Raw genomic sequence first — 22,793 nt, 5'->3', positions numbered from 1 at the left:
CTGAAATGAGCTACGGTTGGAATGATGTACAACGCATTGCCGAAGAGCTGGCTGAAGCCAAACCGGGTGTCGACCCGTTTTCAGTCAATTTCGTGGTTTTGCAGCAATGGATCAAGGAATTGCCCGATTTTGACAATGAATCCGGGCGCGTTGGTGAGAAGGTCCTGGAAGCTGTCCAGACCCTCTGGGCCGAAGAAATCGACTGATCCTCTTTGCAGGTTAGGCAATACCAAGGAACCCGCGTATAATTCGCGGGTTTAATTTTTCGCTTTAATCACAGTTTCTGGAGTTTCACATGGCTGTTCAACGTACTTTCTCGATCATCAAGCCTGACGCCGTTGCTAAAAACGTAATCGGCGAGATCACCACTCGTTTCGAAAAAGCCGGCCTGCGCGTCGTAGCTTCGAAACTGAAGCAACTGTCCAAGGCTGAAGCTCAAGGTTTCTACGCTGAGCACAGCGCTCGCGGTTTCTTCGGCGACCTGGTTGCTTTCATGATCTCCGGTCCGGTTGTTGTTCAGGTTCTGGAAGGCGAAAACGCTATCGCTCTGAACCGCGAGCTGATGGGTGCTACCAACCCTAAAGAAGCTGCTGCCGGCACCATCCGCGCTGACTTCGCTGACTCCATCGACGCCAACGCTGTACACGGTTCCGACTCGGAAGCCGCTGCTGCCCGCGAAATCTCGTACTTCTTCGCTGCTACCGAAGTAACCGCTCGATAAGACTGCGGTCTACGAGCGAAGGTGAATTCATGACTGAATCGATTGGCAAGACAAACCTGTTGGGGCTGACTCAGCTGGAAATGGAAAAGTTCTTCGACTCGATAGGGGAGAAGCGCTTCCGTGCCGGTCAGGTAATGAAGTGGATTCACCACTATGGCGTCGATGATTTCGACGCCATGAGCAATGTCGGCAAGGCCCTGCGCGAAAAGCTCAAGGCCTGTGCCGAGATTCGCGGTCCGGAAGTGGTCAGCGAGGACATTTCCAGCGACGGCACCCGTAAATGGGTAGTGCGCGTTGAGTCCGGCAGCTGCGTTGAGACCGTGTACATTCCCCAGGGAAAACGCGGCACCTTGTGCGTTTCGTCCCAGGCAGGCTGTGCCCTGGACTGCAGTTTCTGCTCCACCGGCAAGCAAGGCTTCAATAGCAACCTCACCGCCGCCGAAGTCATCGGCCAAGTGTGGATTGCCAACAAATCCTTTGGCAGCGTCCCGGCGACCGTCGACCGTGCCATCACCAACGTGGTGATGATGGGCATGGGTGAGCCGCTGCTGAACTTCGACAACGTCATTGCCGCCATGCATCTGATGATGGATGACATGGGCTATGGCATTTCCAAGCGCCGGGTGACCCTGTCCACCTCCGGCGTGGTACCGATGATCGACGAGCTGGCCAAGCACATCGACGTCTCCCTGGCCCTGTCGCTGCACGCGCCCAACGACGCGCTGCGCAACCAGTTGGTACCGATCAACAAGAAGTACCCGCTCAAGATGCTGCTTGAGTCCTGCCGCAACTACATGTCGGCATTGGGCGAAAAGCGTGTCCTGACCATCGAGTACACCTTGCTCAAGGATATCAACGATAAGGTCGAGCACGCGGTCGAGATGATCGAGCTGCTCAAGGACACGCCTTGCAAGATTAACCTGATCCCGTTCAACCCTTTCCCGCACTCCGGATACGAGCGTCCGAGCAACAATGCAATACGCCGTTTCCAGGATCAGTTGCATCAGGCCGGTTTCAACGTCACTGTGCGCACCACGCGCGGCGAAGATATCGATGCAGCCTGTGGCCAACTGGTTGGCCAGGTCATGGACCGGACTCGTCGCAGTGAACGTTACATTGCTGTACGTGAGCTGAGTGCCGAGGCCGATGTGGTGCAAAGCGCCGCGCCGCGAAACTGACCGAGAGGGTACCCATGTCTGTGCGTGCTGCGCTGTTGCTGTTGTTCCTGACCTCGCTGGTTGGTTGCGTTTCATCGGGTAATATCGACCCCATGAGCACCAGCAAGGGACGCGACGAGGCACGCGCGGCCTACGTCCAACTGGGCGTGGGCTACTTGCAGCAGGGGCAGACCGAGCGGGCCAAGGTGCCGCTCAAGAAAGCCCTGGAAATGAACAGCTCCGACCCGGACGCCAACGCCACCCTGGCCCTGGTGTTCCAGGCCGAGATGGAGCCGGACCTGGCCGAGCAGTACTTTCGCAAGGCCCTGTCCAACAGCCATAACGACGCCCGTATCCTCAACAACTACGGGAGCTTCCTGTACGAGCAGAAGAAGTACAAGGAAGCCTATGAGCGTTTCCAGCAGGCTGCCGAAGACAACCTCTACCCCGGCCGCTCACGGGTTTTCGAGAACCTGGGGCTGACCGCCATCCAACTGGGTCAGCGCGACACTGCACGTGAACATTTCACCAAAGCCCTGCACCTGGATCGTCAATTGTCCCGCTCATTGCTGGAAATGGCTGAGTTGTCTTACGAAGACGGGCAATATGTGCCGGCGCGCGAATACTACGATCGTTTCAGCAAGGTCAGCGAGCAGAACGCGCGCAGCCTGTTGCTCGGTACGCGACTGGGCAAGATCTATGACGATCGCAACAAAGTGGCCAGTTACGGGCTGCTACTAAAAAGACTCTATCCCGGTACGCCGGAATATCAGCAATACCTGTCGGAGCAATGATGAAAGCGGCGCATCCCGAAGTTGTGGCAACCACTCGCATGAATCCTGGAGAAACCCTGCGCCAGGCCCGCGAGAGCAGGAACTGGTCGCTGCCCGATGTGGCCACGAGGCTGAACCTCACCGTGACTTCCCTGAGCCACGTCGAGGCCGGTGAGTTCGACAAGTTGCCCGGCAATACTTTCGCCCGGGGTTATATCCGCGCCTACGCCAAGCTGCTGGATCTGGATCAGGCCGCGCTGGTCAACCAGTTCGACCAGACCACCGGCACCGACGGCAAGGGCAGTGCGGTACATGCGCTGGGCCGTATCGAGGAGCCTGTGCGCCTGTCCCACAATATCCTGCGCATCGTCAGCCTGCTGTTGCTGGTAGTGCTGGTGGGTGGCGGCTTTGTCTGGTGGCAGGATCAGACTTCGTCCCGTGGCAAGGATCAGGGCGGCCTGGCCCTTGAGCATGTGGAAGTGGAAAGCGCCGACGGCACCACGCAGATTCATCCGCTGGACGAGCCGGAAGAAGCGCCGAAGCCTGTCCAGCAAGCGCCACTGCCACTGAATACCGCACCGGCTGCTGAAACCGCGACTGCTCCGGCTGCTACGCTAGCGCCGACAGGACCTGCGGCTCCGGCCCATGGGGCTGCAACGCCGCCGGCTGCGCCTGTTCATGCACCGCAGCCTGTTGCGCCGACGGTTGCCACCGCGCCGACTGCTGCACCGACTACCAGCGAAGCAGCGCCGGTGGTTGAAGTCCCGGCAGGTAATGGCCAATTGAAGCTGCAATTCGTTGCCGATTGCTGGACCCAGGTCACCGACGGCGGCGGCAAAGTGCTGCTTAGCGGCCTGAAACGCAAGGGCGATACCGTTGACGTCAATGGCAAACCGCCGCTGACCGTCCGCCTTGGCTTTGCTCGCGGCGCCCAGGTGACCTACAACGGTCAGGCAGTCGACGTCGCTCCATTCACCAGTGGCGAGACTGCTCGCCTGAAGCTGGGGCAATAAATCATGCACGGCGAATCTCCGATCAAGCGTCGCGAATCCCGCAAAATCTGGGTCGGCTCGGTCCCTGTCGGCGGTGATGCGCCGATTGCCGTACAGAGCATGACCAACAGCGACACCAACGATGTGGCTGCCACGGTCGCCCAGATCAACCGTCTGGAAGCCGCCGGTGTCGATATCGTGCGTATTTCCGTGCCGGACATGGACGCCGCCGAAGCCTTTGGCCGCATCAAGCAACTGGTCAAGGTGCCTCTGGTCGCCGACATCCACTTCGACTACAAGATCGCCCTGCGCGTAGCCGAATTGGGCGTCGATTGCCTGCGGATCAACCCCGGCAACATTGGTCGCGAAGACCGTGTGCGCGCGGTGGTGGATGCCGCCCGTGACCGTGGTATCCCGATTCGCATCGGGGTCAACGCCGGCTCACTGGAAAAAGACCTGCAGAAGAAGTATGGCGAACCGACCCCGGCTGCGCTGGTGGAGTCTGCCCTGCGCCACGTCGATCACCTGGATCGCCTGGATTTCCAGGACTTCAAGGTCAGCGTCAAGGCCTCCGACGTGTTCATGGCCGTTGAGGCCTACCGTCTGCTGGCTAAGCAAATCATTCAGCCTTTGCACTTGGGTATCACCGAAGCCGGTGGCCTGCGTTCAGGCACAGTGAAATCTGCCGTCGGCCTCGGTATGCTGCTGGCCGAAGGAATTGGCGATACTATCCGCATCTCCCTGGCCGCTGATCCGGTCGAAGAGGTGAAAGTCGGTTACGACATCCTCAAGTCGCTGCACCTGCGTTCCCGTGGGATCAACTTCATCGCCTGCCCGAGCTGCTCGCGGCAGAACTTCGATGTGGTCAAGACCATGAACGACCTGGAAGGGCGCCTCGAAGATCTGTTGGTGCCGCTGGACGTGGCGGTGATCGGTTGTGTGGTCAATGGTCCTGGTGAAGCCAAGGAGGCGCATATCGGCCTCACCGGTGGTACGCCGAACCTGATCTACATCGACGGCAAGCCGGCGCAGAAACTGACCAATGACAATCTGGTGGATGAGCTTGAACGCTTGATCCGGCAGAAAGCGGCCGAAAAAGTCGCAGCTGAAGCGGCGCTCATCGCCCGCGGCTGAGTGTGGCCAATAGAAGATTTCGCTAAGGATTTTTTGTGAGCAAGTCCCTGCAAGCCATTCGTGGCATGAACGACATCCTGCCGGAACAGACGCCGCTGTGGCGCTACTTCGAAGGCACCGTTTCGCGTCTGCTGGATAACTACGGTTATCGCCAGATCCGCATGCCGATTGTCGAATTCACCGAGCTGTTCAAGCGCTCCATTGGTGAAGTCACCGATATCGTCGAAAAAGAGATGTACACCTTCGAGGATCGCAACGGCGATTCCCTGACCCTGCGCCCTGAGGGCACGGCGGCCTGCGTGCGAGCGGTGCTTGAGCACGGCATCACTGGCGGTGGCCAGGTGCAGAAACTCTGGTACATCGGCCCGATGTTCCGCCACGAGCGCCCGCAGAAAGGCCGTTATCGCCAGTTCCATCAGATTGGCGTCGAAGTGTTCAACCTCGACGGTCCGGACATCGACGCCGAACTGATCGTGCTCACCTGGCGCCTGTGGGGCCTGCTGGGCATCCGCAATGCGGTCAAGCTCGAGCTGAACAGCCTGGGCACCAGCGAAGCCCGTGGTCGGTATCGTGACGCTTTGGTCGAATTCCTCTCCAGCCGCCTGAGCGAACTGGACGAAGACAGCCAACGTCGGCTGAAGACCAACCCACTGCGCGTGCTCGATACCAAGAACCCGGAAACCCAGGCCGTACTGGTGGATGCGCCCAAACTGGCGGATTACCTGGACGAAGAATCCCGCGTGCATTTCGGAGGTCTGAAAGCGCGCCTGGATGCGGCCGGCATTCCTTATGTGATCAATCCCAAGCTGGTGCGTGGGCTGGATTACTACAGCAAGACCGTTTTCGAGTGGGTCACCGACCAGCTCGGCGCCCAGGGCACCGTGTGTGCCGGTGGCCGTTACGACGGTCTGGTGGAGCAGATGGGCGGCAAGCCGACCTCGGGTGTTGGTTTCGCCATGGGTATCGAGCGCCTGGTACTGCTGCTGGAAACCCTGGAGCAGATCCCGCAAGAGATCTCCCGTCAGGTCGACGTCTACCTCTGCGCCTTCGGCGAAGCGGCCGAACTGGCTGCCCTGGCCCTGACCGAGCGTGTGCGCGACCAGTTGCCGGACCTGCGCCTGCAAGTCAACGCCGGTGCCGGCAGCTTCAAGAGCCAATTCAAGAAAGCCGACAAGAGCGGTGCGCTGTTTGCCCTGATTCTTGGCGAAGAAGAGCTGGCCCAGCAGATCATCGGGGTCAAACCCCTGCGTGGTCAGGGCGAACAACAAAATATTGCCTGGGATGCTCTGTCCGAGCACCTGGCCGCCTGCGTCGTGCAGGGTTGAGAGCTGATTAACAGCCGATTTAGCGAATAGGAGTATTGGGGTGTCGCGTACCGAAGATGAAGAGCTGGCGGTAATGAAGGACTGGTGGCAGCGCAACGGCAAACCCCTGGTAACTGGCGGTCTGCTGGCGTTGATCGTGTTCTTTGGCTGGCAGGCCTGGCAGAAATACCAGGGCAACCAGACCCAGGGCGCTTCGGCGCTCTATCAGCAACTGCTCGAAACCGCGCTGACGCCAAGCGGCCAGGCTGATATCGGCCGTGTCGCCGACGTCGCCGGCAAGCTGAAAAGCGAATACGCTGGCACCGCATACGCCCAATACGGCAGTCTGTTCGTCGCCAAGGTTGCCGTCGATGCCGGCAAGCTCGATGATGCTGCGGCTGAGCTGAAGACTGTACTCGACAAGCCGGTCAACCCGACCCTGGGCGAAATCGCCCGTGAGCGTCTGGCCCGGATCCTGGCGGCACAGAACAAGGCCGAAGATGCGCTGAAACTGCTCGCTGGCGATGCCGACAAGGCATTCCTGGCCAGCCGTGAAGAACTCAAGGGCGACCTGCTGGTGCAACTGGGTCGTGCTGATGAAGCTCACGCTGCATACCAGAAAGCTAAATCCGCGCTGTCCGAAGAGGCTGCTGTGGGTGACCTGCAAATGAAACTCGACGACCTGGCCAAAGGGGATGCGTGACGTGATCCGTTGGAAACATGCAGCATTGCTGGCCCTGGCCGTTATGGCCGTGGGTTGCAGCAGCAACAGCAAAAAGGAATTGCCGCCCGCCGAACTGACTTCTTTCAAGGAAGAAGTGGTCCTGCAGAAGCAATGGAGCCGTTCGATCGGTGATGGTCAGGGTAAAACCTACAACATGCTGGTGCCGGCCATTGATGGCCAGAACATCTACGCCGCCGACGTCAACGGCGAAGTCGTGGCGATGAACCGCATGAACGGCGACGTGATCTGGAAGAAAGATCTCAAGGTTCCGGTCTCCGGCGCCGTCGGCGTGGCCTACGGCATGCTGACCATCGGTACGCTCAAGGGCGAAGTCATCGCCATGGACGTGACCAACGGCGAAGAAAAATGGCGCGCCCACGTCACCAGCGAAGTACTGGCTCCACCGGTCAACAACGGTGATGTGGTTGTAGTCCAGACCCAGGACGACCGTGTGGTTGGCTTTGATGCCTCCACCGGCAACCGTCGCTGGATCTACGAAAGCACCCCGGCGGTACTGACCCTGCGCGGCACAAGTGCACCGCTGGTCACCAACCATCTGGCCATTGCCGGTCTTTCGACTGGCAAGGTCGTGGCACTGGATACCAGCAACGGCGTACCGGTCTGGGAGCAGCGTGTGGCGATCCCTCAAGGTCGCTCCGAACTCGATCGTGTAGTGGATATCGACGGCGGCCTGCTGCTGTCGGGCAATACCATCTACGTCGCCAGCTATCAGGGCCGCGTTGCCGGTCTGGATCTGGAAAGCGGTCGTATTCTCTGGCAGCGTGATGCCTCCAGCTACTCGGGCGTTGCCCAGGGCTTTGGCAGCGTTTACCTGAGCCTGGCCAACGGTTCGGTTGAGGGCGTCGATGAGCGCACCACTACCGGTCTGTGGACCAACGACCAACTGGCTCGTCGCCAGCTGGGTTCGCCAGAGGTTTACTCCAGCTATGTCGCTGTGGGTGACTTCGAAGGCTATCTGCACCTGCTCAGCCAGGTTGACGGTCGCTTCGTCGGTCGCGAGCGTATCGACAGCGACGGCGTGCGTGCCCGGCCGCTGGTGGATGGCAACATGATCTATGTCTATGGCAACAGCGGCAAACTGGAAGCCCTGACGATCAAGTAATGGCTGTCTATGCTCGATGTGAGCCTCCTGCCTGACGGTGGAGGCAAGCGTCGAGCGGCCTTGCCCAGACAAGGCCTGCGACACTCGGTGTGTCGCGCCAAGCTCCGGCCGCTGCTGTGCAGCGGCTTTTGTATTTTCTGAAATAACGAAGTGGAGAGCCGCATGGTTCCCGTAATCGCCCTGGTGGGCCGACCGAACGTCGGCAAGTCCACCATGTTCAACCGCCTGACCAGGACTCGTGACGCCATCGTCGGCGATCTGTCCGGTCTGACCCGTGATCGCCAATACGGTGAGGCTAAGTGGCAGGGGCGCTCCTACATCCTGATCGACACCGGTGGTATCTCCGGCGATGAGCACGGCATGGACGAAAAGATGGCCGAGCAGTCGCTGCTGGCCATCGAAGAAGCCGATGTCGTGCTGTTCCTGGTCGATGCCCGCGCCGGTTACACCGCTGCGGACCAGATGATTGGCGAGCACCTGCGCAAGCGCAACAAGCGTTCCTATGTGGTCGCCAACAAGATCGACAACATCGATCCTGAGCTGGCCCGTGCCGAATTCAGCCCGATGGGCCTGGGTGATGCGATTCCGGTCGCCGGCGCCCACGGTCGTGGCATCAGCCAGATGCTGGAAATCGCCCTGCGTGATTTCCCCCGTGACGAGGAAGAGCCCGAAGAAGGCGAAGCCGAGCACGTCGCCGAAGGTGAGGAAGCCAAGCGCATTCCGGGCCCGAGCGAAAAAGACGGCATCAAGATCGCCATTATCGGTCGCCCGAACGTTGGCAAGTCGACCCTGGTCAACCGCATGCTCGGTGAAGACCGGGTTATCGTCTACGACGAGCCTGGCACCACGCGCGACAGTATCTACATCCCGTTCGAGCGCAACGACGAGAAGTACACGCTGATCGACACCGCGGGTGTGCGCAAGCGCGGCAAGATCCACGAGGAAGTTGAAAAATTCTCGGTGGTCAAGACACTGCAGGCGATCAAAGACGCCAACGTCGTCATCTTCGTCATGGATGCCCGTGAAGGCGTGGTCGACCACGACCTCAACCTGCTGGGCTTTGCCCTGGAAGCCGGCCGTGCCCTGGTCATCGCACTGAACAAGTGGGATGGCATGGTGCCGAGCGAACGTGATTACGTGAAGACCGAGCTGGAACGCCGGTTGTTCTTCGTTGACTTCGCCGATATCCACTTCATCTCCGCGCTGCATGGCACGGGCGTGGGTAACCTGTATCAGTCGGTGCAGAACTCGTTCAAGTCGGCGGTCACTCGCTGGCCGACCAGCCGCCTGACCCAGATCCTCGAAGACGCCGTCAGCGAGCATGCTCCGCCAATGGTTGGCAGCCGCCGCATCAAGCTGCGCTATGCCCACCTGGGTGGTGCCAACCCGCCGTTGATCGTGATCCACGGCAACCAGGTCGAGAAAGTACCGAAGTCGTATGTGCGGTATCTGGAAAACACCTATCGCCGTGTCCTGAAGCTGGTCGGTACGCCGATCCGCATCGAATTCAAGGGCGGCGAGAACCCGTACGAAGGCAACAAGAACACGCTGACTGACCGCCAGGTCAACAAGAAGCGTCGAATGATGTCGCACCACAAGAAAGCCGACAAGAAGCGCCGCGATAAGCGTTGATTCTGTAAAAGGCTTTCTCGGAAAAGGCGCCAATGGCGCCTTTTTTTATGCTTGCGCTATGGGCTATCCTGCCTGACCCGTGCCGCTGTGGAGCCGGGTGTACCGCAGGGAAAAGGCTCGATGATCAGCAGCAAATTGCCCAACGTGGGCACCACCATTTTTACCGTGATGTCCCAGCTCGCCGCCGAGACCGGGGCGATCAACCTGTCTCAGGGCTTCCCGGATTTCGACGGCCCGCAAGCCTTGCGCGACGCGCTCAGCCGTCACGTAGCCGAGGGCCATAACCAGTATTCGCCAATGACCGGCCTGCCTGCCTTGCGCCAGCAGATCGCGGCCAAGATCGCCCGCAGCTACGGCCGCCAGGTTGATCCGGACAGCGAAGTGACGGTCACCCCCGGTGCGACCCAGGCGATTTTCTGCGCCATCCAGACGGTGATCCGCCCCGGCGATGAAGTGATTGTCTTCGATCCTTGCTATGACAGCTATGAGCCTTCAGTCGAACTTGCGGGCGGTCGTTGCGTGCATGTGCAGTTGGGCCTCGATGATTTCTCCATCGACTGGCAAAAGCTCAGTGATGCCCTGAGCCCGCGTACGCGGATGATCATCATCAACAGCCCGCACAACCCCAGCGGTGCCCTGATTACCCGTGCCGAACTCGATCAACTGGCGGCTTTGATCGCCAATCGCGATATTTATCTGGTCAGCGACGAAGTCTATGAGCACCTGGTGTTCGACGGCGTCCAGCATGCCAGTGTGCTGGCCCATGAAGAGCTGTATCAGCGTGCCTTCGTGGTCAGCTCCTTCGGCAAGACCTATCACGTCACCGGCTGGAAAACCGGCTACGTGGTCGCGCCTCCTGCTCTGACCGCCGAGTTGCGCAAGATTCACCAGTTCGTCAGTTTCTGTGGCGTGACTCCGCTGCAATGGGCCTTGGCTGACTTCATGGCGGCCCATCCGGAGCACGTCGAAGAGTTACCGGCGTTCTATCAGGCCAAGCGGGATTTCTTCTGCGATCAGTTGGCGTCGTCGCGCTTTACCTTCAATCGGGTCGGCGGCACGTATTTCCAATTGGTTGACTATTCGCAGATCCGTCCGGACCTCAATGATGTAGACATGTCTCTGTGGATGACCCGTGAACACGGTGTTGCCAGTATTCCCGTGTCGGTTTTCTACCAGAACCCACCCGAAGGGCAGCGGATCATCCGCCTGTGCTTCGCCAAGCGCGAGGAGACGCTGCGCCAAGCAGCAGAGAAACTATGCGTGATCTAAGCGAGTTACCCGATCTCAAGGTGGTGCTGGTCCAGACCACCCTGGCCTGGCACGACCGTCAGGCCAACCATGAGCACTTCGACGCCTTGCTTGATCAGGCCGAAGGCGCTGACCTGGTGATTTTGCCGGAGATGTTCACCACCGGCTTCAGCATGGAATCGCAGCTGCTGGCTGAGCCGGAGAACGGTCCGACGGCGGCCTGGATGCTGGCTCAGGCCAAACGCTTGAACGCCGTGGTCACGGGTAGCGTGATTGTCCGCGCCGCCGACGGCAGTCATCGCAACCGCCTGCTGTGGGCGCGTCCTGATGGCGAGTTACAGCACTACGACAAACGCCACCTGTTCCGCATGGCCGGTGAGCACAAGCACTACAGTCCTGGTGAGCGCCAGGTGCTGTTCGAGCTCAAGGGTTGGCGCGTGCGCCCGCTGATCTGCTACGACCTGCGTTTCCCGGTCTGGAGCCGTTCGGCCCAGGACACCGACCTGCTGATTTATACGGCCAACTGGCCCGGCGCCCGTCGCCTGCACTGGAACCGTTTGTTGCCAGCCCGGGCCATTGAAAACCTCTGCTATGTCGCGGCGGTCAATCGTATCGGCACTGATGGCAAAGGCTTCGCCTATACCGGTGACAGCCAGGTGCTGGACTTCCAGGGTGAAAGCCTGTTTGGCGCAGGGGAGGCCGACGGCGTATTCCAAGTGACCCTGAGCGCCACGGAACTCGCGGCCTACCGCTCGAGGTTTCCGGCATATCTCGACGCTGATACATTCGAGATACACTAATTAGCTACAGTTATGGGGCGCGGGGGTCGATATTAGCCATATCAATCAGGAGGCTCCCCAAGTGACCAGCATCAGCACCTCATCCCTCAGCTTGTACTCGTCTTCGTTCACTGTTTCGGTGAAGAGCAATACGACCGACGACACCACTGCGACTGATTCCAGCAGCACCTCTTCGACCACGGCCACTGCCGATGTGAGCGGCGCCAAGGCGTCGTCCGGTGGTGGTGCGGCCGGTGGCGGTGGTGGTGGTTCGTCGTCGAGCACCGCGACCCAGGACAGCATCGCGAAGCTGGAAGCCCAGATCAAGGAAACCCAGAAGCAGTTGCAGGAACAACAGCAGCAACTCGCTGCCGCGCAGGCGGCCAAGGGCTCCGACGAAGAGAAACAGGTGAAAGTCATGGCTGCTCAAAGCCAGATTGCCAGCACCACGGCAACCCTGTCGACCCAGCAGGCAGCCCTGATGCAACTGGAAAGCAGCGGCGGTATCGACACTACCGCCTGATTCGTTTTCAAGCGTTACCCGGTGTGACACAAGATGCTCGCAACCTCAGGTTGCGGGCTCTTTGTCTTGTCGCTGATTCAAGTTTTGCCGGTATTGGTCGATAGCCGCTCTACATAACAGGAGTTCGCCATGACCACCATCAATACGAGTTCGCTGAACCTCTACAGCAGCGCGTTCACGCTTGCATCTAAAGCTGATCAGGATAAAGCCAACCCTGATGCCACTACAGTGGGTGTGAACCTGAAAGCCTCGGTGTCCAAACCGGCCCAGAACACCAATGGCTCGGGTGCCAAGAGTTCCGGCGGTTCGCCTGCCGAGCAGGCCATCGAGCAGTTGAAAGAGCGGATCAAGGAAACCCAGAAGCGCCTGCAGGAACAGATGAAGCAACTGGCGGCCGCGCAGCAATCCAAGGCTCCCGAAGAGATCAAGGCGCAGCAGGTGATGGCGATCCAGCAGCAGATATCCGGAACTACCGCCGAATTGGGTGCCGAGCAGGGGGCATTGATGCAGATGATGCAGGCCCAGGCCAAGGGTAGTGTCGACACCACTGCGTGACCGAGTATTGCGGTAACTACAGCCGCTGAATTGGAATGGTTTTTTGTAGGAGCTGCCGCAGGCTGCGAAAGCGGTATGTCGTGTAAACCGGTTCGCAGCCTGCGGCAGCTCCTACATGTACATCAACCCAGGTCGGCATATCCGGACACACGCAATAAAAAAGGCCCTGAAAAGGGCCTTTTTTTATCACCGCAGCGTTTACGCCGCCTTGGCCTGAGCCTGGCTAAGCGCACGATTCAGGGCGCTGAACAGTGCCTTGAAGCTGGCCGTGGTGATGTTTTCATCGATACCCACGCCGTGCACCGCACGCTCGCCGTTGACCCGCAGTTCGATGTAGGCAGCAGCCTTGGCCGTAGTGCCTGCGCCGATGGCGTGTTCGTTGTAATCCATGATCTCCACGGGCACTGGCAGACCGGCCACCAGCGCTTCCAGAGCACCGTTGCCCTTGCCGCGCCAGACCAGGTTGGTTTCGCCCTGGCCGATGCTGGACACTTCGACTTCAACGCTGCTATGGCCGTTTTCTTCCTGCAGGCGATGGCTGACCAGCGCGTACGGGGTATTGGCCTGCAGGTACTCGCTGTGCAGCAGGGCGTAGAGCTGCTGCGCAGTCATTTCCAGGCCCAGACGGTCGGTTTCACCCTGTACTACCTGGCTGAACTCGATCTGCATGCGACGCGGCAGGGCAATGCCGTATTCCTGTTCCAGCAGATAGGTAATGCCGCCTTTGCCGGACTGGCTGTTGACGCGAATCACCGCCTCGTAGCTGCGACCGATATCGGCCGGGTCGATCGGCAAGTAAGGCACTTCCCAGACGCCGTCTTCCTTCTGCTGGGCGAAACCCTTGCGGATGGCGTCCTGGTGCGAGCCGGAGAACGCGGTGTGAACCAGATCGCCGACGTACGGGTGGCGCGGGTGCACCGGAATCTGGTTGCACTCTTCAACGACCTTGCGCACGCCGTCGATGTCGGAAAAGTCCAACTGCGGGTTGAGGCCCTGGGTGTACATGTTCAGTGCCACGGTCACCAGGTCAACGTTGCCGGTACGCTCGCCGTTGCCGAACAGGCAGCCTTCGACGCGATCGGCACCGGCCATCAGGCCCAGCTCGGTGGCGGCAACGCCGGTACCACGGTCGTTGTGGGTGTGCAGGCTGATCAGCACGCTGTCACGGCGGGTGATATTGCGGCAGAACCATTCGATCTGGTCGGCATAGATATTCGGCGTTGCCACTTCAACGGTGGCTGGCAGGTTGAGGATGACCTTGTTCTGCGGCGTCGCGTTCCAGACTTCGATGACCGCGTCGCAGACTTCCTTGGCGAACTCAAGCTCGGTCGCGCTGAAGGTCTCAGGGGAGTACTCGAACTGCCATTGGGTTTCCGGCTGCTGGGCGGCGTATTTGACGAACAGCTTGGCGGCGTTGACGGCGATCTCTTTGACACCGGCTTTGTCCTGATTGAAGACAATGCGGCGGAAGGACGGCGACGTGGCGTTGTACAAGTGCACGATGGCCTTTTTCGCGCCGCGCAGGGATTCGAAAGTGCGGGCGATCAGGTCTTCACGAGCCTGGGTCAGCACCTGAATGGTGGTGTCGTCCGGGATATGGCCGTCTTCGATCAGGGTGCGGACGAAGTCAAAGTCAGTCTGGGACGCTGCCGGGAACGACGCTTCGATTTCCTTGACGCCCACCTGGACCAGGGTTTTCCAGAAGCGCAGCTTTTTCACTGCATCCATCGGCTCGATCAGCGACTGGTTGCCGTCGCGCAGGTCGGAGCTGCACCAGATCGGCACTTCGGTGATGGTCTTGGATGGCCAGGTGCGATCAGGCAAGTCGATGACAGGGAACGCACGGTACTTGGTCGAAGGGTCTTTGAGCATGGTCATGGAAGCTAATCCTTGGGTACTGAAGAGGCCGAGAAGAGGCGGCCACCGTATTAAACGAGACAGGGCGAGGCACAGCGATCTAGCTTGGCAGTCGGGCACTGACCAGGCTGAGACAGCAATGCTGGCGCAACAGAATGAGGGTTTGAGCAGTTTTCATAAGGCCAACCGTACCCATTGGGGTGAAAGTTGGCAAGCTGTTGCGGAAAATTGATAGGAATCTTTGTCTTGTACTGAGATGACAGGATTAATCTCTGAAATTCAGCGCTATTTGAATTTTTATTGCGTGGTATTTCGTCGCTGCGCAGGCTGGTTGTTGCGCCATTGGTTAAAATCTGTATTTCTTCCTGATCAGGAGTATCTCGATGAAAGAGTCTGATTGGAAATTGTTCAGCAAGCTACGAGACCTGGCTGTGGAGCGCTTATATGACCGCATCTTGGTCGAAGCGCAAAAAGCTATTACCAGCGAGGGCAAAACCAGCCGGGAGTTGGTCCATGAAACCCGTGACGCTTTGAATGCCGGGATCAAGGAAGTAAGAGACGTGTTCGATAGCGTCGGTTTTTCCCGTACCCATGCTCGACTCTATTTGATGGGTATATGCGTGAGGCAGTTGCTGACCGAGGAAGAGGTCAGCGGATTCAGCGAAGAGCTTCGTGCAGAAGCTCTGCGCTGGCTGGATCCGGAACGCGATGACTTTCAAGGCTGAAAAGCGCCAATAAAGATCGCCGGATCAACCCGCGCATCATTGAGGCTGACATTCCAGTGCATATGCGGCCCGGTCGCGCGGCCGGTGGAGCCGACGCGTCCTACGACGCCGCCACGAGGCACGGCATCGCCGACCTTCACGTCGATTTTCGACATATGACAGAACATGCTGATAAAGCCTTGGCCGTGGTCGACGAATACCGTGTTGCCGTTAAAGAAGTAGTCGCCAATCAGAATCACCTTGCCAGCAGCCGGCGACTTGATCGGTGTACCGGCCGGCACAGCGAAGTCCAGGCCCGAGTGCGGGTTGCGCTCTTCGCCGTTGAAGAAGCGGCGCACGCCGAACTTGCTCGACAGCGGGCCATCCACCGGCTTGTCGAGGATCAGGTTGCTCGGGGTTACGGGGCTGAAGCTGCGATAGGCGGCGAACTGCAAGGCTTGCTCTTTCTCGATGCGCTTGAGGTCCTGGGGTTCAGGGTTGACCTGGCGCTTGTTCTGTAAAGTGATGTGCTGCTCCGGGTATTTCTTGCTGCCGACCACGAAGCTCAGCTGGCGATTGCCGCTGCTGACTTGCTGATTGCCGGGCTTGAGGGTCAGGGGCAGGCCGACGATGGCCAGCCAGTGGTTGTCCTGTTCCTTGACCACCAATACCTGTTTGCCCTGGAACGTGGCCTTGGGTGCCTGGGCGGCAGCGCCAAGGTCGACCACTGCGACGCCGCCGGGCACCGGCTTGTTCAGTGCGCGGCTTATATAGCTGTCGGCGTAGGCGGGCAGGGCCAGGCATAGGGCGAACAGAGGGGCAATAACACGCAGCATGGTTTGGCTCAATCCAGTAAAGAGAGGGTGACGGGCGTCAGGTGGTTGTCTTCGACCCGCACTTGCAGCTCGCCTTCGCCCAGGCGCGCGGTCAGGCGCTGGCCAGGTTTTGTCTGTTCGGCGCGGCGGATGGCATGGCCGCGCTCGTCGAGCAGGATGCTGTAGCCCCGGCCCAGGGTGGCCAGCGGGCTGACCACATGCAGGGTCTGCACCTGACTCTGCAATTGCAGGCGGCGGGTCTTGAGATTCTCGCGGATCGCTCGGGGCAGGCGCTCGGCCAGTACTTCCAGGCGTTGACGCAGGAAGGCCAGAGTGCGGCCCGGATGCTGAGCAGCGAGGCGGCTTTGCAGGTGGGCCAGACGCACCTGACGCTTATGGCCCAGCTGCTCGAAGGCGCGACGCAGGCGCAGGTCCAGCTCATCGAGGCGCTGAGCCTGTTGACGCAGACGCTCGCCGGGATGACGCAAGCGTCGCGACACCCCTTCCAGACGCAGACGGTCACGCATCAGGCGATCCTGCATGCGGCTGATCAGGCGGCGTTGCAGGTTTTCCACGCGGCGATGCAGGTCGCTGGTATCCGGGGCCAGCAGTTCGGCGGCGGCCGAGGGCGTCGGTGCGCGGACGTCGGCGACGAAATCGCTGATCGATACATCTGTTTCATGGCCCACCGCACTGACAATCGGCGTGACACAGGCATCGATGGCCCGGGCCACGGCTTCTTCGTTGAAGCACCACAGGTCTTCCAGAGAGCCACCGCCCCGGGCCAGGATCAGCGCATCGAAGCCCCGGCCATCGGCCAACTTGAGGGCGCGGACGATCTGGTTGATGGCTTCGCGGCCCTGAACGGCCGTAGGAATCAGAGTCAGTTCGACCTGAGGCGCGCGGCGACGGAATACGCTGATGATGTCGCGAATCACCGCGCCGGTAGGCGAGCTGACAATGCCGATGCGTTGCGGATGCAGGGGCAGCGGCACCTTGCGCTCGGCACTGAACAGGCCTTCGGCGTTGAGCTTGTCCTTGAGCGCCTCGAAGGCCAGGCGCAGGGCGCCATCACCGGCCGGTTCGACGGTATCGAGGATCAACTGGTAATCGCCACGACCTTCGAACAGCGAGACCTTGCCGCGTACCTTGACCTGCAAACCGTCCTTCAGTGCCTGCCGCACCCGCGCCGCGCTCTGGCGGAACAGCGCGCAACGCACCTGGGCGCCGGAGTCCTTGAGGGTGAAATAGACATGGCCCGAGGCTGGGCGCGACAGGTTGGAGATCTCGCCCTCGACCCAGATATTGCTGAACACATCTTCCAGCAACACCCGTGCACGGCCATTGAGCTGGCTGACGGTAAGGACTTCCCGGTCGAGGCCGAGTCTTGCGAAGGGGTCTTTAATCATGTGCGGCATCATAAAGGCATTGCCGGGGAATGGGTATAATCCGCGGCCAGTCGTCTGTGGGAGCGAATTCATTCGCGAAGAGGCCGGTACATTCGATATGGCTTCAGTGTCTGGGATACCGCTTCGCGGATGAATCCGCTCCCACAAAACGCACCTTCATATATAGAAGCGCACACGGCACAGGTTTTTAAATGAACACCCAAAGCATTATCGTCCCGCAGATATCCTCCTTCCCCGGCCACGAAGCCCGGGCGCGGTTGATCCTGCGCTGGCTGGTGAAACTCGATGTGGTCGAGGAACAGCTCAGTACCTGCGGGCGGACCTACAACAAGATGGCCTACGCCATCGCCCCCGGCGCCCGCCGTGTGGTGGAACACCCCGACGCGCTGCCGTTCGGCCAGGCGGTCAACGGCCTGGAGATTGTCACCAAGCGTTGCATCTATACCCCGCTCAAGGATTTTGCCGAGGAAGCCGGCTGCCCGGAGTGCCGGCGCGAGATCGGCGAGGCGCTGTTCGACAGCCTGGAAGACTGGATGCCCGGCCATACCGATAACTTCACCTGCCCCGAATGCCGTCACGAAGATGACATCAATGGCTTTCTGTTTCTTGAGCCCTGCGGCTTTTCCAACCTCGGTTTTATCTTTAATGACTGGCTGCAAGCCTCGTTCAAACAAAGCTTTCTTGATGAGTTTGCCGAGCGCCTGGACCGTCCGGTTTCCTGGGTAAAAGTATATTTATAAGGTAATCGTGAATTAGCCTGAGGTTTACATTGAGTGACGGGGGGTGTCTGGGTATAATGGCGCGCTTCCAATTTCCCGCCTGGGAGCCCCCGCGATGCTGCGTATCAGCCAAGAAGCCCTTACTTTCGACGACATTCTCCTTGTGCCCGGTTATTCCGAGGTACTGCCTAATGAAGTCAGTCTGAAAACCCGTTTGACCCGTGGCATCGAACTGAATATCCCCTTGGTCTCCGCTGCGATGGACACCGTGACTGAAGCCCGTCTGGCCATTGCCATGGCTCAGGAAGGCGGTATCGGTATCATCCACAAGAACATGACCATCGAGCAGCAGGCTGCCGAAGTTCGCAAGGTCAAGAAGTTCGAAGCCGGTGTGGTCAAGGACCCGATCACCATCGAGGCCGACGCCACAGTTCGCGACTTGTTCGAACTGACCCGTCAGAACAACATTTCCGGTGTTCCGGTGCTGCACAATGGCGACCTGGTCGGCATCGTGACGTCCCGCGACATCCGCTTCGAAACCCGTCTGGATATCCCCGTGCGCGAAGTGATGACGCCTAAAGAGCGTCTGGTCACCGTGCGCGAAGGCGCCGACAAGTACGAAGTGCGCGAGTTGCTGCACAAGCACCGCCTGGAAAAAGTCCTGATCGTTGACGGCAACTTCGCCCTCAAGGGCATGATGACCGTCAAGGACATCGAAAAATCCAAGGCCTACCCGCTGGCCAGCAAGGACGACCAGGGTCGTCTGCGCGTCGGTGCCGCTGTCGGTACTGGCAAGGACACCGGTGAGCGCGTTTCCGCACTGGTTGCCGCCGGTGTTGACGTGGTGGTGGTCGACACTGCCCACGGTCACTCCAAAGGCGTAATTGACCGCGTTCGCTGGGTCAAAGAGAACTTCCCTGAAGTCCAGGTCATCGGTGGCAACATCGCCACTGGCGCCGCTGCCAAGGCACTGGTTGCCGCTGGCGCCGATGCGGTCAAGGTCGGTATCGGCCCTGGCTCGATCTGCACCACGCGCATCGTCGCCGGTGTCGGCGTGCCACAGATCAGCGCCATCGCCAACGTTGCCGAAGCCCTTGAAGGCACGGGTATTCCCCTGATCGCCGACGGCGGTATCCGCTACTCCGGCGACCTGTCCAAGGCCATCGTTGCCGGCGCAAGCTGCGTGATGATGGGTTCGATGTTCGCCGGTACTGAAGAAGCACCGGGCGAGATCGAACTGTTCCAGGGCCGCTCCTACAAGGCTTACCGCGGCATGGGCTCGCTGGGCGCCATGTCCCAGGCCCAGGGCTCTTCGGACCGCTACTTCCAGGATTCGTCCGAAGGCGCCGAGAAGCTGGTGCCGGAAGGTATCGAAGGCCGTGTTGCCTACAAAGGCTCGCTGTCGGCCATCATCCATCAGCTGATGGGTGGGCTGCGTTCCTCCATGGGCTACACCGGCAGTGCCGACATCGAAGAGATGCGCACCAAGCCTGAGTTCGTCCGCATCACCGGTGCCGGCATGGCCGAATCCCACGTGCATGACGTACAGATCACCAAAGAAGCGCCTAATTACAGGGTCGGCTAAAGCCGACCAGCTATAAGCTCCAAGCTTTTAGCTGCAAGCGATGGCTGTGGTGACGCAGCCATCGCGTACATCCCGATTAGCTTACAGCTTGCGGCTTGAAGCTCGCAGCTGCTCTTCAGAGCCTTTCCCATGTCCCTCGACATTCACGCTCACCGTATCCTGATCCTCGACTTCGGTTCTCAGTACACCCAACTGATCGCTCGCCGCGTGCGCGAGATCGGCGTGTACTGCGAACTGCACCCGTTCGACATGGACGATGAAGCCATTCGCGAGTTCGCGCCCAAAGGCGTGATCCTCGCCGGCGGTCCCGAGTCCGTGCACGAAGCCAACAGCCCGCGCTGCCCACAGGCGGTGTTTGACCTGGGCGTGCCGGTCTTCGGTATCTGCTACGGCATGCAGACCATGGCCGAGCAACTGGGCGGCAAGGTAGAAGGCTCCGACCTGCGTGAGTTCGGTTACGCCCGTGTCGACGTGGTCGGCAAGAGCCGCCTGCTCGACGGCATCGAAGACCATATTGACGCCGACGGCCTGTTCGGCCTCGACGTATGGATGAGCCACGGTGACAAGGTCACCAAGATGCCGGAAGAATTCCACATCCTGGCCAGCACCCCGAGCTGCCCGATCGCCGGCATGGCCGACGACACCCGTGGCTACTACGGCGTGCAGTTCCACCCGGAAGTGACCCACACCAAGCAGGGCGGCCGCATTCTGTCGCGCTTCATCCTCGATATCTGCGGCTGCGAAGCACTGTGGACACCGTCGAAGATCGCGGAAGACGCCATCGCCACCATCCGTGCCCAGGTCGGCACCGACAACGTCCTGCTGGGCCTGTCCGGCGGCGTTGACTCCTCCGTGGTTGCAGCACTGCTGCACAAGGCCATCGGCGAGCAACTGACCTGCGTCTTCGTCGACAACGGCCTGCTGCGCCTGCACGAAGGTGAGCAGGTGATGGCCATGTTCGCCGAGAACATGGGCGTCAAGGTGATCCGCGCCAACGCCGAGGAGCAGTTCCTGGGCAACCTGGCGGGCGAGAGCGATCCAGAGAAGAAGCGCAAGATCATCGGCCGTACCTTCATCGACGTGTTCGATGCCGAATCCTGCAAGCTGGACAACATCAAGTACCTGGCCCAGGGCACCATCTACCCGGACGTGATCGAGTCGGCTGGCGCGAAAAGCGGCAAGGCCCACGTGATCAAGTCGCACCACAACGTGGGCGGCCTGCCGGAAGAAATGAACCTGAAACTGGTCGAGCCCCTGCGCGAACTGTTCAAGGACGAAGTCCGTCGTCTGGGCCTGGAGCTGGGTCTGCCGTACGACATGGTCTACCGCCACCCATTCCCGGGCCCGGGCCTGGGCGTGCGTATCCTCGGTGAAGTGAAAAAGGAATACGCCGACCTGCTGCGTCGCGCCGACCATATCTTCATCGAAGAACTGCGCAAGGCCGACTGGTACCACAAAGTCAGCCAGGCTTTCGTCGTATTCCAGCCGGTGAAATCCGTTGGCGTTGTAGGCGATGGCCGTCGCTATGCGTGGGTTGTAGCACTGCGCGCTGTAGAGACCATCGACTTCATGACCGCACGTTGGGCGCACCTGCCTTACGAACTGCTGGAAACCGTCAGTGGCCGTATCATCAACGAGATCGAAGGCATCTCCCGCGTGACTTATGACGTGTCGAGCAAGCCGCCTGCGACGATTGAGTGGGAGTGATGCGCATCCGGCACTGACCGGCAGCCATTAGCAAAAAACACCCTGAAGCCCGCTTAATTGCGGGCTTTTGGCTTTTTGGGTCTGGCATAAGCACCCCGGCTAAGCCAAAGCATCCTGCTCAGCAAAGATACTTGCCATCTGCACCGCATTCTCCGTGCCCCAGGTGCACAGTGGAATGATCGCTTCGGCCAGGCTGCGGCCGAGTGGGGTGAGGGCGTAGTCGACGCGTGGGGGCACTTCCTTGTAGTCGGTTCGCGATAGCACGCGATCGGCTTGCAGATCTTTCAGGGACTGGATCAGCACCTTGTCACTGACGCCGGGGATCAGGCGTTTGAGCTCACCGTAGCGTACCGGGCCGTTGCGCAGGAAAAACAGGACCAACGGTTTCCACTTGCCCGAGATGATGCGCAGCGTGGCGTTGAGCCCGCAGCCGGTGTCGCAGATTTCCGCAGAATTTGTCATTTTTTCCATACTTACCAAAATGTGCATACTGGTCGATAGGTTATCAGCTCTGCATACTCGTCCTCAAGCAAACAGGCCCTGTTTGCGTAGAACTCCTACGAGGATGCATGACATGACCCGATTGAATGGCAAGACCGCGGTGATCACTGGTGGCGCGACCGGCATCGGCTTGGCGGCGGCAAAGCGCTTTATTGAAGAGGGCGCTTTTGTCTTTATCTTCGGCCGTCGTCAGGAAGCTCTCAACGCTGCGGTGGCCGAACTCGGGCCCAATGCCCGTGCGGTGAAGGGCTCGGTCGCCGATCCGGATGATCTCGACCGACTCTATGCGGCTGTGAAAGCCGAGCGCGGGAGCCTCGATATTGTTTTCGCCAATGCCGGGGCGGGCAGTCCGCTGGCGCTGGGCAATATCACTGGCGAACACATTGACGAGATCTTCGATACCAATGTGAAAGGCTCGATCTTCACGGTGCAGAAGGCGCTGCCGCTGATGGGCGAGGGTGGTTCGATCATCCTCACCGGCTCCAGCGCCGGCACCACGGGCGCCCCGGCATTCAGTGCCTACAGCGCGAGCAAGGCGGCCGTGCGCAACCTGGCAAAATCCTGGGCGCAGGACCTGAAGGGCACTGGTATTCGGGTCAACGTGCTGTCGCCTGGGCCGACCGCGACTGACCTGGCCAAGGCCGCATTGGGCGAGGAGGGCATGAAGGTCTTCGCTGCGATGAATCCGCTGCAGCGTATGGCTGAGCCTTCGGAACTCGGCGCGGCGGCGGCGTTTCTTGCGTCCCGTGACAGCAGTTTCATGACTGCCAGTGAACTGGCTGTTGATGGTGGGTTAGCGCAGATCTAACGCCAAGCCAACCTGAGGAGGCT

At 59.9% G+C, this 22,793-nt stretch carries 23 protein-coding genes; 19 read left to right on the top strand and 4 right to left on the bottom strand.

The features are described from left to right. Positions 1-5 precede the first annotated feature (5 nt). The 14 genes from iscX to M2401_RS21590 all read left to right on the top strand — a co-directional run bounded on the left by iscX (position 6) and on the right by M2401_RS21590 (position 12,665). Positions 6-206, top strand: coding sequence for a Fe-S cluster assembly protein IscX (gene iscX / locus M2401_RS21655; RefSeq protein ID WP_259105884.1), 201 nt, complete (start codon positions 6-8; stop codon positions 204-206). Positions 207-295: 89 nt separating this feature from the next. Next, positions 296-721: a nucleoside-diphosphate kinase gene (gene ndk, locus M2401_RS21650; protein ID WP_259105883.1), complete on the top strand. Its 426-nt coding sequence runs from the start codon at positions 296-298 to the stop codon at positions 719-721. 29 nt (positions 722-750) lie between these two features. Next, positions 751-1,899 carry a 23S rRNA (adenine(2503)-C(2))-methyltransferase RlmN gene (gene rlmN, locus M2401_RS21645; RefSeq protein ID WP_259105882.1) on the top strand — a complete coding sequence of 383 codons (1,149 nt, stop codon included), beginning with the start codon at positions 751-753 and terminating at the stop codon, positions 1,897-1,899. Between the two features lie 14 nt (positions 1,900-1,913). Further along, positions 1,914-2,672 (top strand): type IV pilus biogenesis/stability protein PilW, encoded by a 759-nt coding sequence (gene pilW, locus M2401_RS21640; protein WP_259105881.1) that lies wholly within the window; start codon positions 1,914-1,916, stop codon positions 2,670-2,672. Further along, the gene (locus M2401_RS21635) at positions 2,672-3,664 is read left to right on the top strand and encodes a RodZ family helix-turn-helix domain-containing protein (RefSeq protein ID WP_259105880.1); all 993 of its coding nucleotides are present in this window, start codon (positions 2,672-2,674) and stop codon (positions 3,662-3,664) included. The genes pilW and M2401_RS21635 overlap by 1 nt, the downstream gene beginning before the upstream one ends. A 3-nt stretch (positions 3,665-3,667) precedes the next feature. Then, on the top strand, positions 3,668-4,777 hold the full coding sequence (ispG, locus tag M2401_RS21630; protein ID WP_259105879.1) for a flavodoxin-dependent (E)-4-hydroxy-3-methylbut-2-enyl-diphosphate synthase: 1,110 nt from the start codon (positions 3,668-3,670) through the stop codon (positions 4,775-4,777). 35 nt (positions 4,778-4,812) lie between these two features. Further along, complete coding sequence (gene hisS, locus M2401_RS21625; RefSeq protein ID WP_259105878.1) at positions 4,813-6,102, top strand: histidine--tRNA ligase; 1,290 nt, start codon at positions 4,813-4,815, stop codon at positions 6,100-6,102. Positions 6,103-6,142: 40 nt separating this feature from the next. Then, positions 6,143-6,784 carry a tetratricopeptide repeat protein gene (locus tag M2401_RS21620; protein ID WP_259105877.1) on the top strand — a complete coding sequence of 214 codons (642 nt, stop codon included), beginning with the start codon at positions 6,143-6,145 and terminating at the stop codon, positions 6,782-6,784. Then, a complete protein-coding gene (bamB, locus tag M2401_RS21615; RefSeq protein WP_259105876.1) occupies positions 6,777-7,928 on the top strand; it encodes an outer membrane protein assembly factor BamB in 1,152 nt (383 codons plus the stop codon). Before M2401_RS21620 ends, bamB begins: the two co-directional genes overlap by 8 nt. Positions 7,929-8,090: 162 nt before the next feature. Beyond that, entirely contained in the window at positions 8,091-9,560 is a 1,470-nt protein-coding gene (gene der, locus M2401_RS21610; RefSeq protein WP_259105875.1) for a ribosome biogenesis GTPase Der, read from the top strand. A 120-nt stretch (positions 9,561-9,680) separates the two neighbouring features. Beyond that, positions 9,681-10,829, top strand: a complete 1,149-nt coding sequence (locus tag M2401_RS21605) for a pyridoxal phosphate-dependent aminotransferase (RefSeq protein ID WP_259105874.1) — start codon at positions 9,681-9,683, stop codon at positions 10,827-10,829. Further along, on the top strand, positions 10,817-11,608 hold the full coding sequence (locus M2401_RS21600; RefSeq protein WP_259105873.1) for an amidohydrolase: 792 nt from the start codon (positions 10,817-10,819) through the stop codon (positions 11,606-11,608). Before M2401_RS21605 ends, M2401_RS21600 begins: the two co-directional genes overlap by 13 nt. 61 nt (positions 11,609-11,669) lie before the next feature. Beyond that, the gene (locus M2401_RS21595; RefSeq protein ID WP_259105872.1) at positions 11,670-12,110 is read left to right on the top strand and encodes a hypothetical protein; all 441 of its coding nucleotides are present in this window, start codon (positions 11,670-11,672) and stop codon (positions 12,108-12,110) included. Between the two features lie 129 nt (positions 12,111-12,239). Beyond that, positions 12,240-12,665 carry a hypothetical protein gene (locus M2401_RS21590; protein WP_259105871.1) on the top strand — a complete coding sequence of 142 codons (426 nt, stop codon included), beginning with the start codon at positions 12,240-12,242 and terminating at the stop codon, positions 12,663-12,665. Positions 12,666-12,863: 198 nt separating this feature from the next. Here M2401_RS21590 and leuA read toward each other — a convergent pair whose 3' ends face one another. Then, positions 12,864-14,543, bottom strand: a complete 1,680-nt coding sequence (leuA, locus tag M2401_RS21585; protein WP_259105870.1) for a 2-isopropylmalate synthase — start codon at positions 14,541-14,543, stop codon at positions 12,864-12,866. 362 nt (positions 14,544-14,905) lie between these two features. Here leuA and M2401_RS21580 point away from each other — a divergent pair, with 362 nt between their 5' ends. Then, positions 14,906-15,247, top strand: coding sequence for a hypothetical protein (locus M2401_RS21580; RefSeq protein ID WP_259105869.1), 342 nt, complete (start codon positions 14,906-14,908; stop codon positions 15,245-15,247). On the opposite strand, the gene M2401_RS21575 is transcribed toward M2401_RS21580, so the two are convergent. Together M2401_RS21575 and xseA are read right to left on the bottom strand one after the other, a co-directional pair. After that, on the bottom strand, positions 15,238-16,062 hold the full coding sequence (locus M2401_RS21575; protein ID WP_259105868.1) for a M23 family metallopeptidase: 825 nt from the start codon (positions 16,060-16,062) through the stop codon (positions 15,238-15,240). The genes M2401_RS21580 and M2401_RS21575 overlap by 10 nt on opposite strands. Before the next feature lie 8 nt (positions 16,063-16,070). Then, on the bottom strand, positions 16,071-17,450 hold the full coding sequence (gene xseA, locus M2401_RS21570; protein ID WP_259105867.1) for an exodeoxyribonuclease VII large subunit: 1,380 nt from the start codon (positions 17,448-17,450) through the stop codon (positions 16,071-16,073). Between the two features lie 191 nt (positions 17,451-17,641). Here xseA and M2401_RS21565 point away from each other — a divergent pair, with 191 nt between their 5' ends. From M2401_RS21565 to guaA, 3 genes are all read left to right on the top strand, one after another. Beyond that, complete coding sequence (locus M2401_RS21565; RefSeq protein WP_259105866.1) at positions 17,642-18,190, top strand: sugar ABC transporter ATPase; 549 nt, start codon at positions 17,642-17,644, stop codon at positions 18,188-18,190. Between the two features lie 94 nt (positions 18,191-18,284). Next, complete coding sequence (gene guaB, locus M2401_RS21560) at positions 18,285-19,754, top strand: IMP dehydrogenase (protein WP_259105865.1); 1,470 nt, start codon at positions 18,285-18,287, stop codon at positions 19,752-19,754. A gap of 129 nt (positions 19,755-19,883) precedes the next feature. Further along, complete coding sequence (gene guaA / locus M2401_RS21555; protein ID WP_259105864.1) at positions 19,884-21,461, top strand: glutamine-hydrolyzing GMP synthase; 1,578 nt, start codon at positions 19,884-19,886, stop codon at positions 21,459-21,461. Positions 21,462-21,560: 99 nt separating this feature from the next. Here the strand turns inward: guaA and M2401_RS21550 are convergent, their stop codons facing one another. Beyond that, positions 21,561-21,923: a helix-turn-helix domain-containing protein gene (locus M2401_RS21550; RefSeq protein ID WP_259105863.1), complete on the bottom strand. Its 363-nt coding sequence runs from the start codon at positions 21,921-21,923 to the stop codon at positions 21,561-21,563. 112 nt (positions 21,924-22,035) lie between these two features. On the opposite strand from M2401_RS21550, the gene M2401_RS21545 reads away from it, so the two are divergent. Beyond that, positions 22,036-22,770: an SDR family NAD(P)-dependent oxidoreductase gene (locus tag M2401_RS21545; protein WP_259105862.1), complete on the top strand. Its 735-nt coding sequence runs from the start codon at positions 22,036-22,038 to the stop codon at positions 22,768-22,770. Positions 22,771-22,793 lie beyond the last annotated feature (23 nt).

The sequence above is a fragment of the Pseudomonas sp. JUb42 genome (assembly GCF_024807945.1).
Lineage (GTDB): Bacteria > Pseudomonadota > Gammaproteobacteria > Pseudomonadales > Pseudomonadaceae > Aquipseudomonas.
Note: the sequence above shows the minus strand (reverse complement) of the source record. Positions and strands in the feature narration are given on the sequence as shown.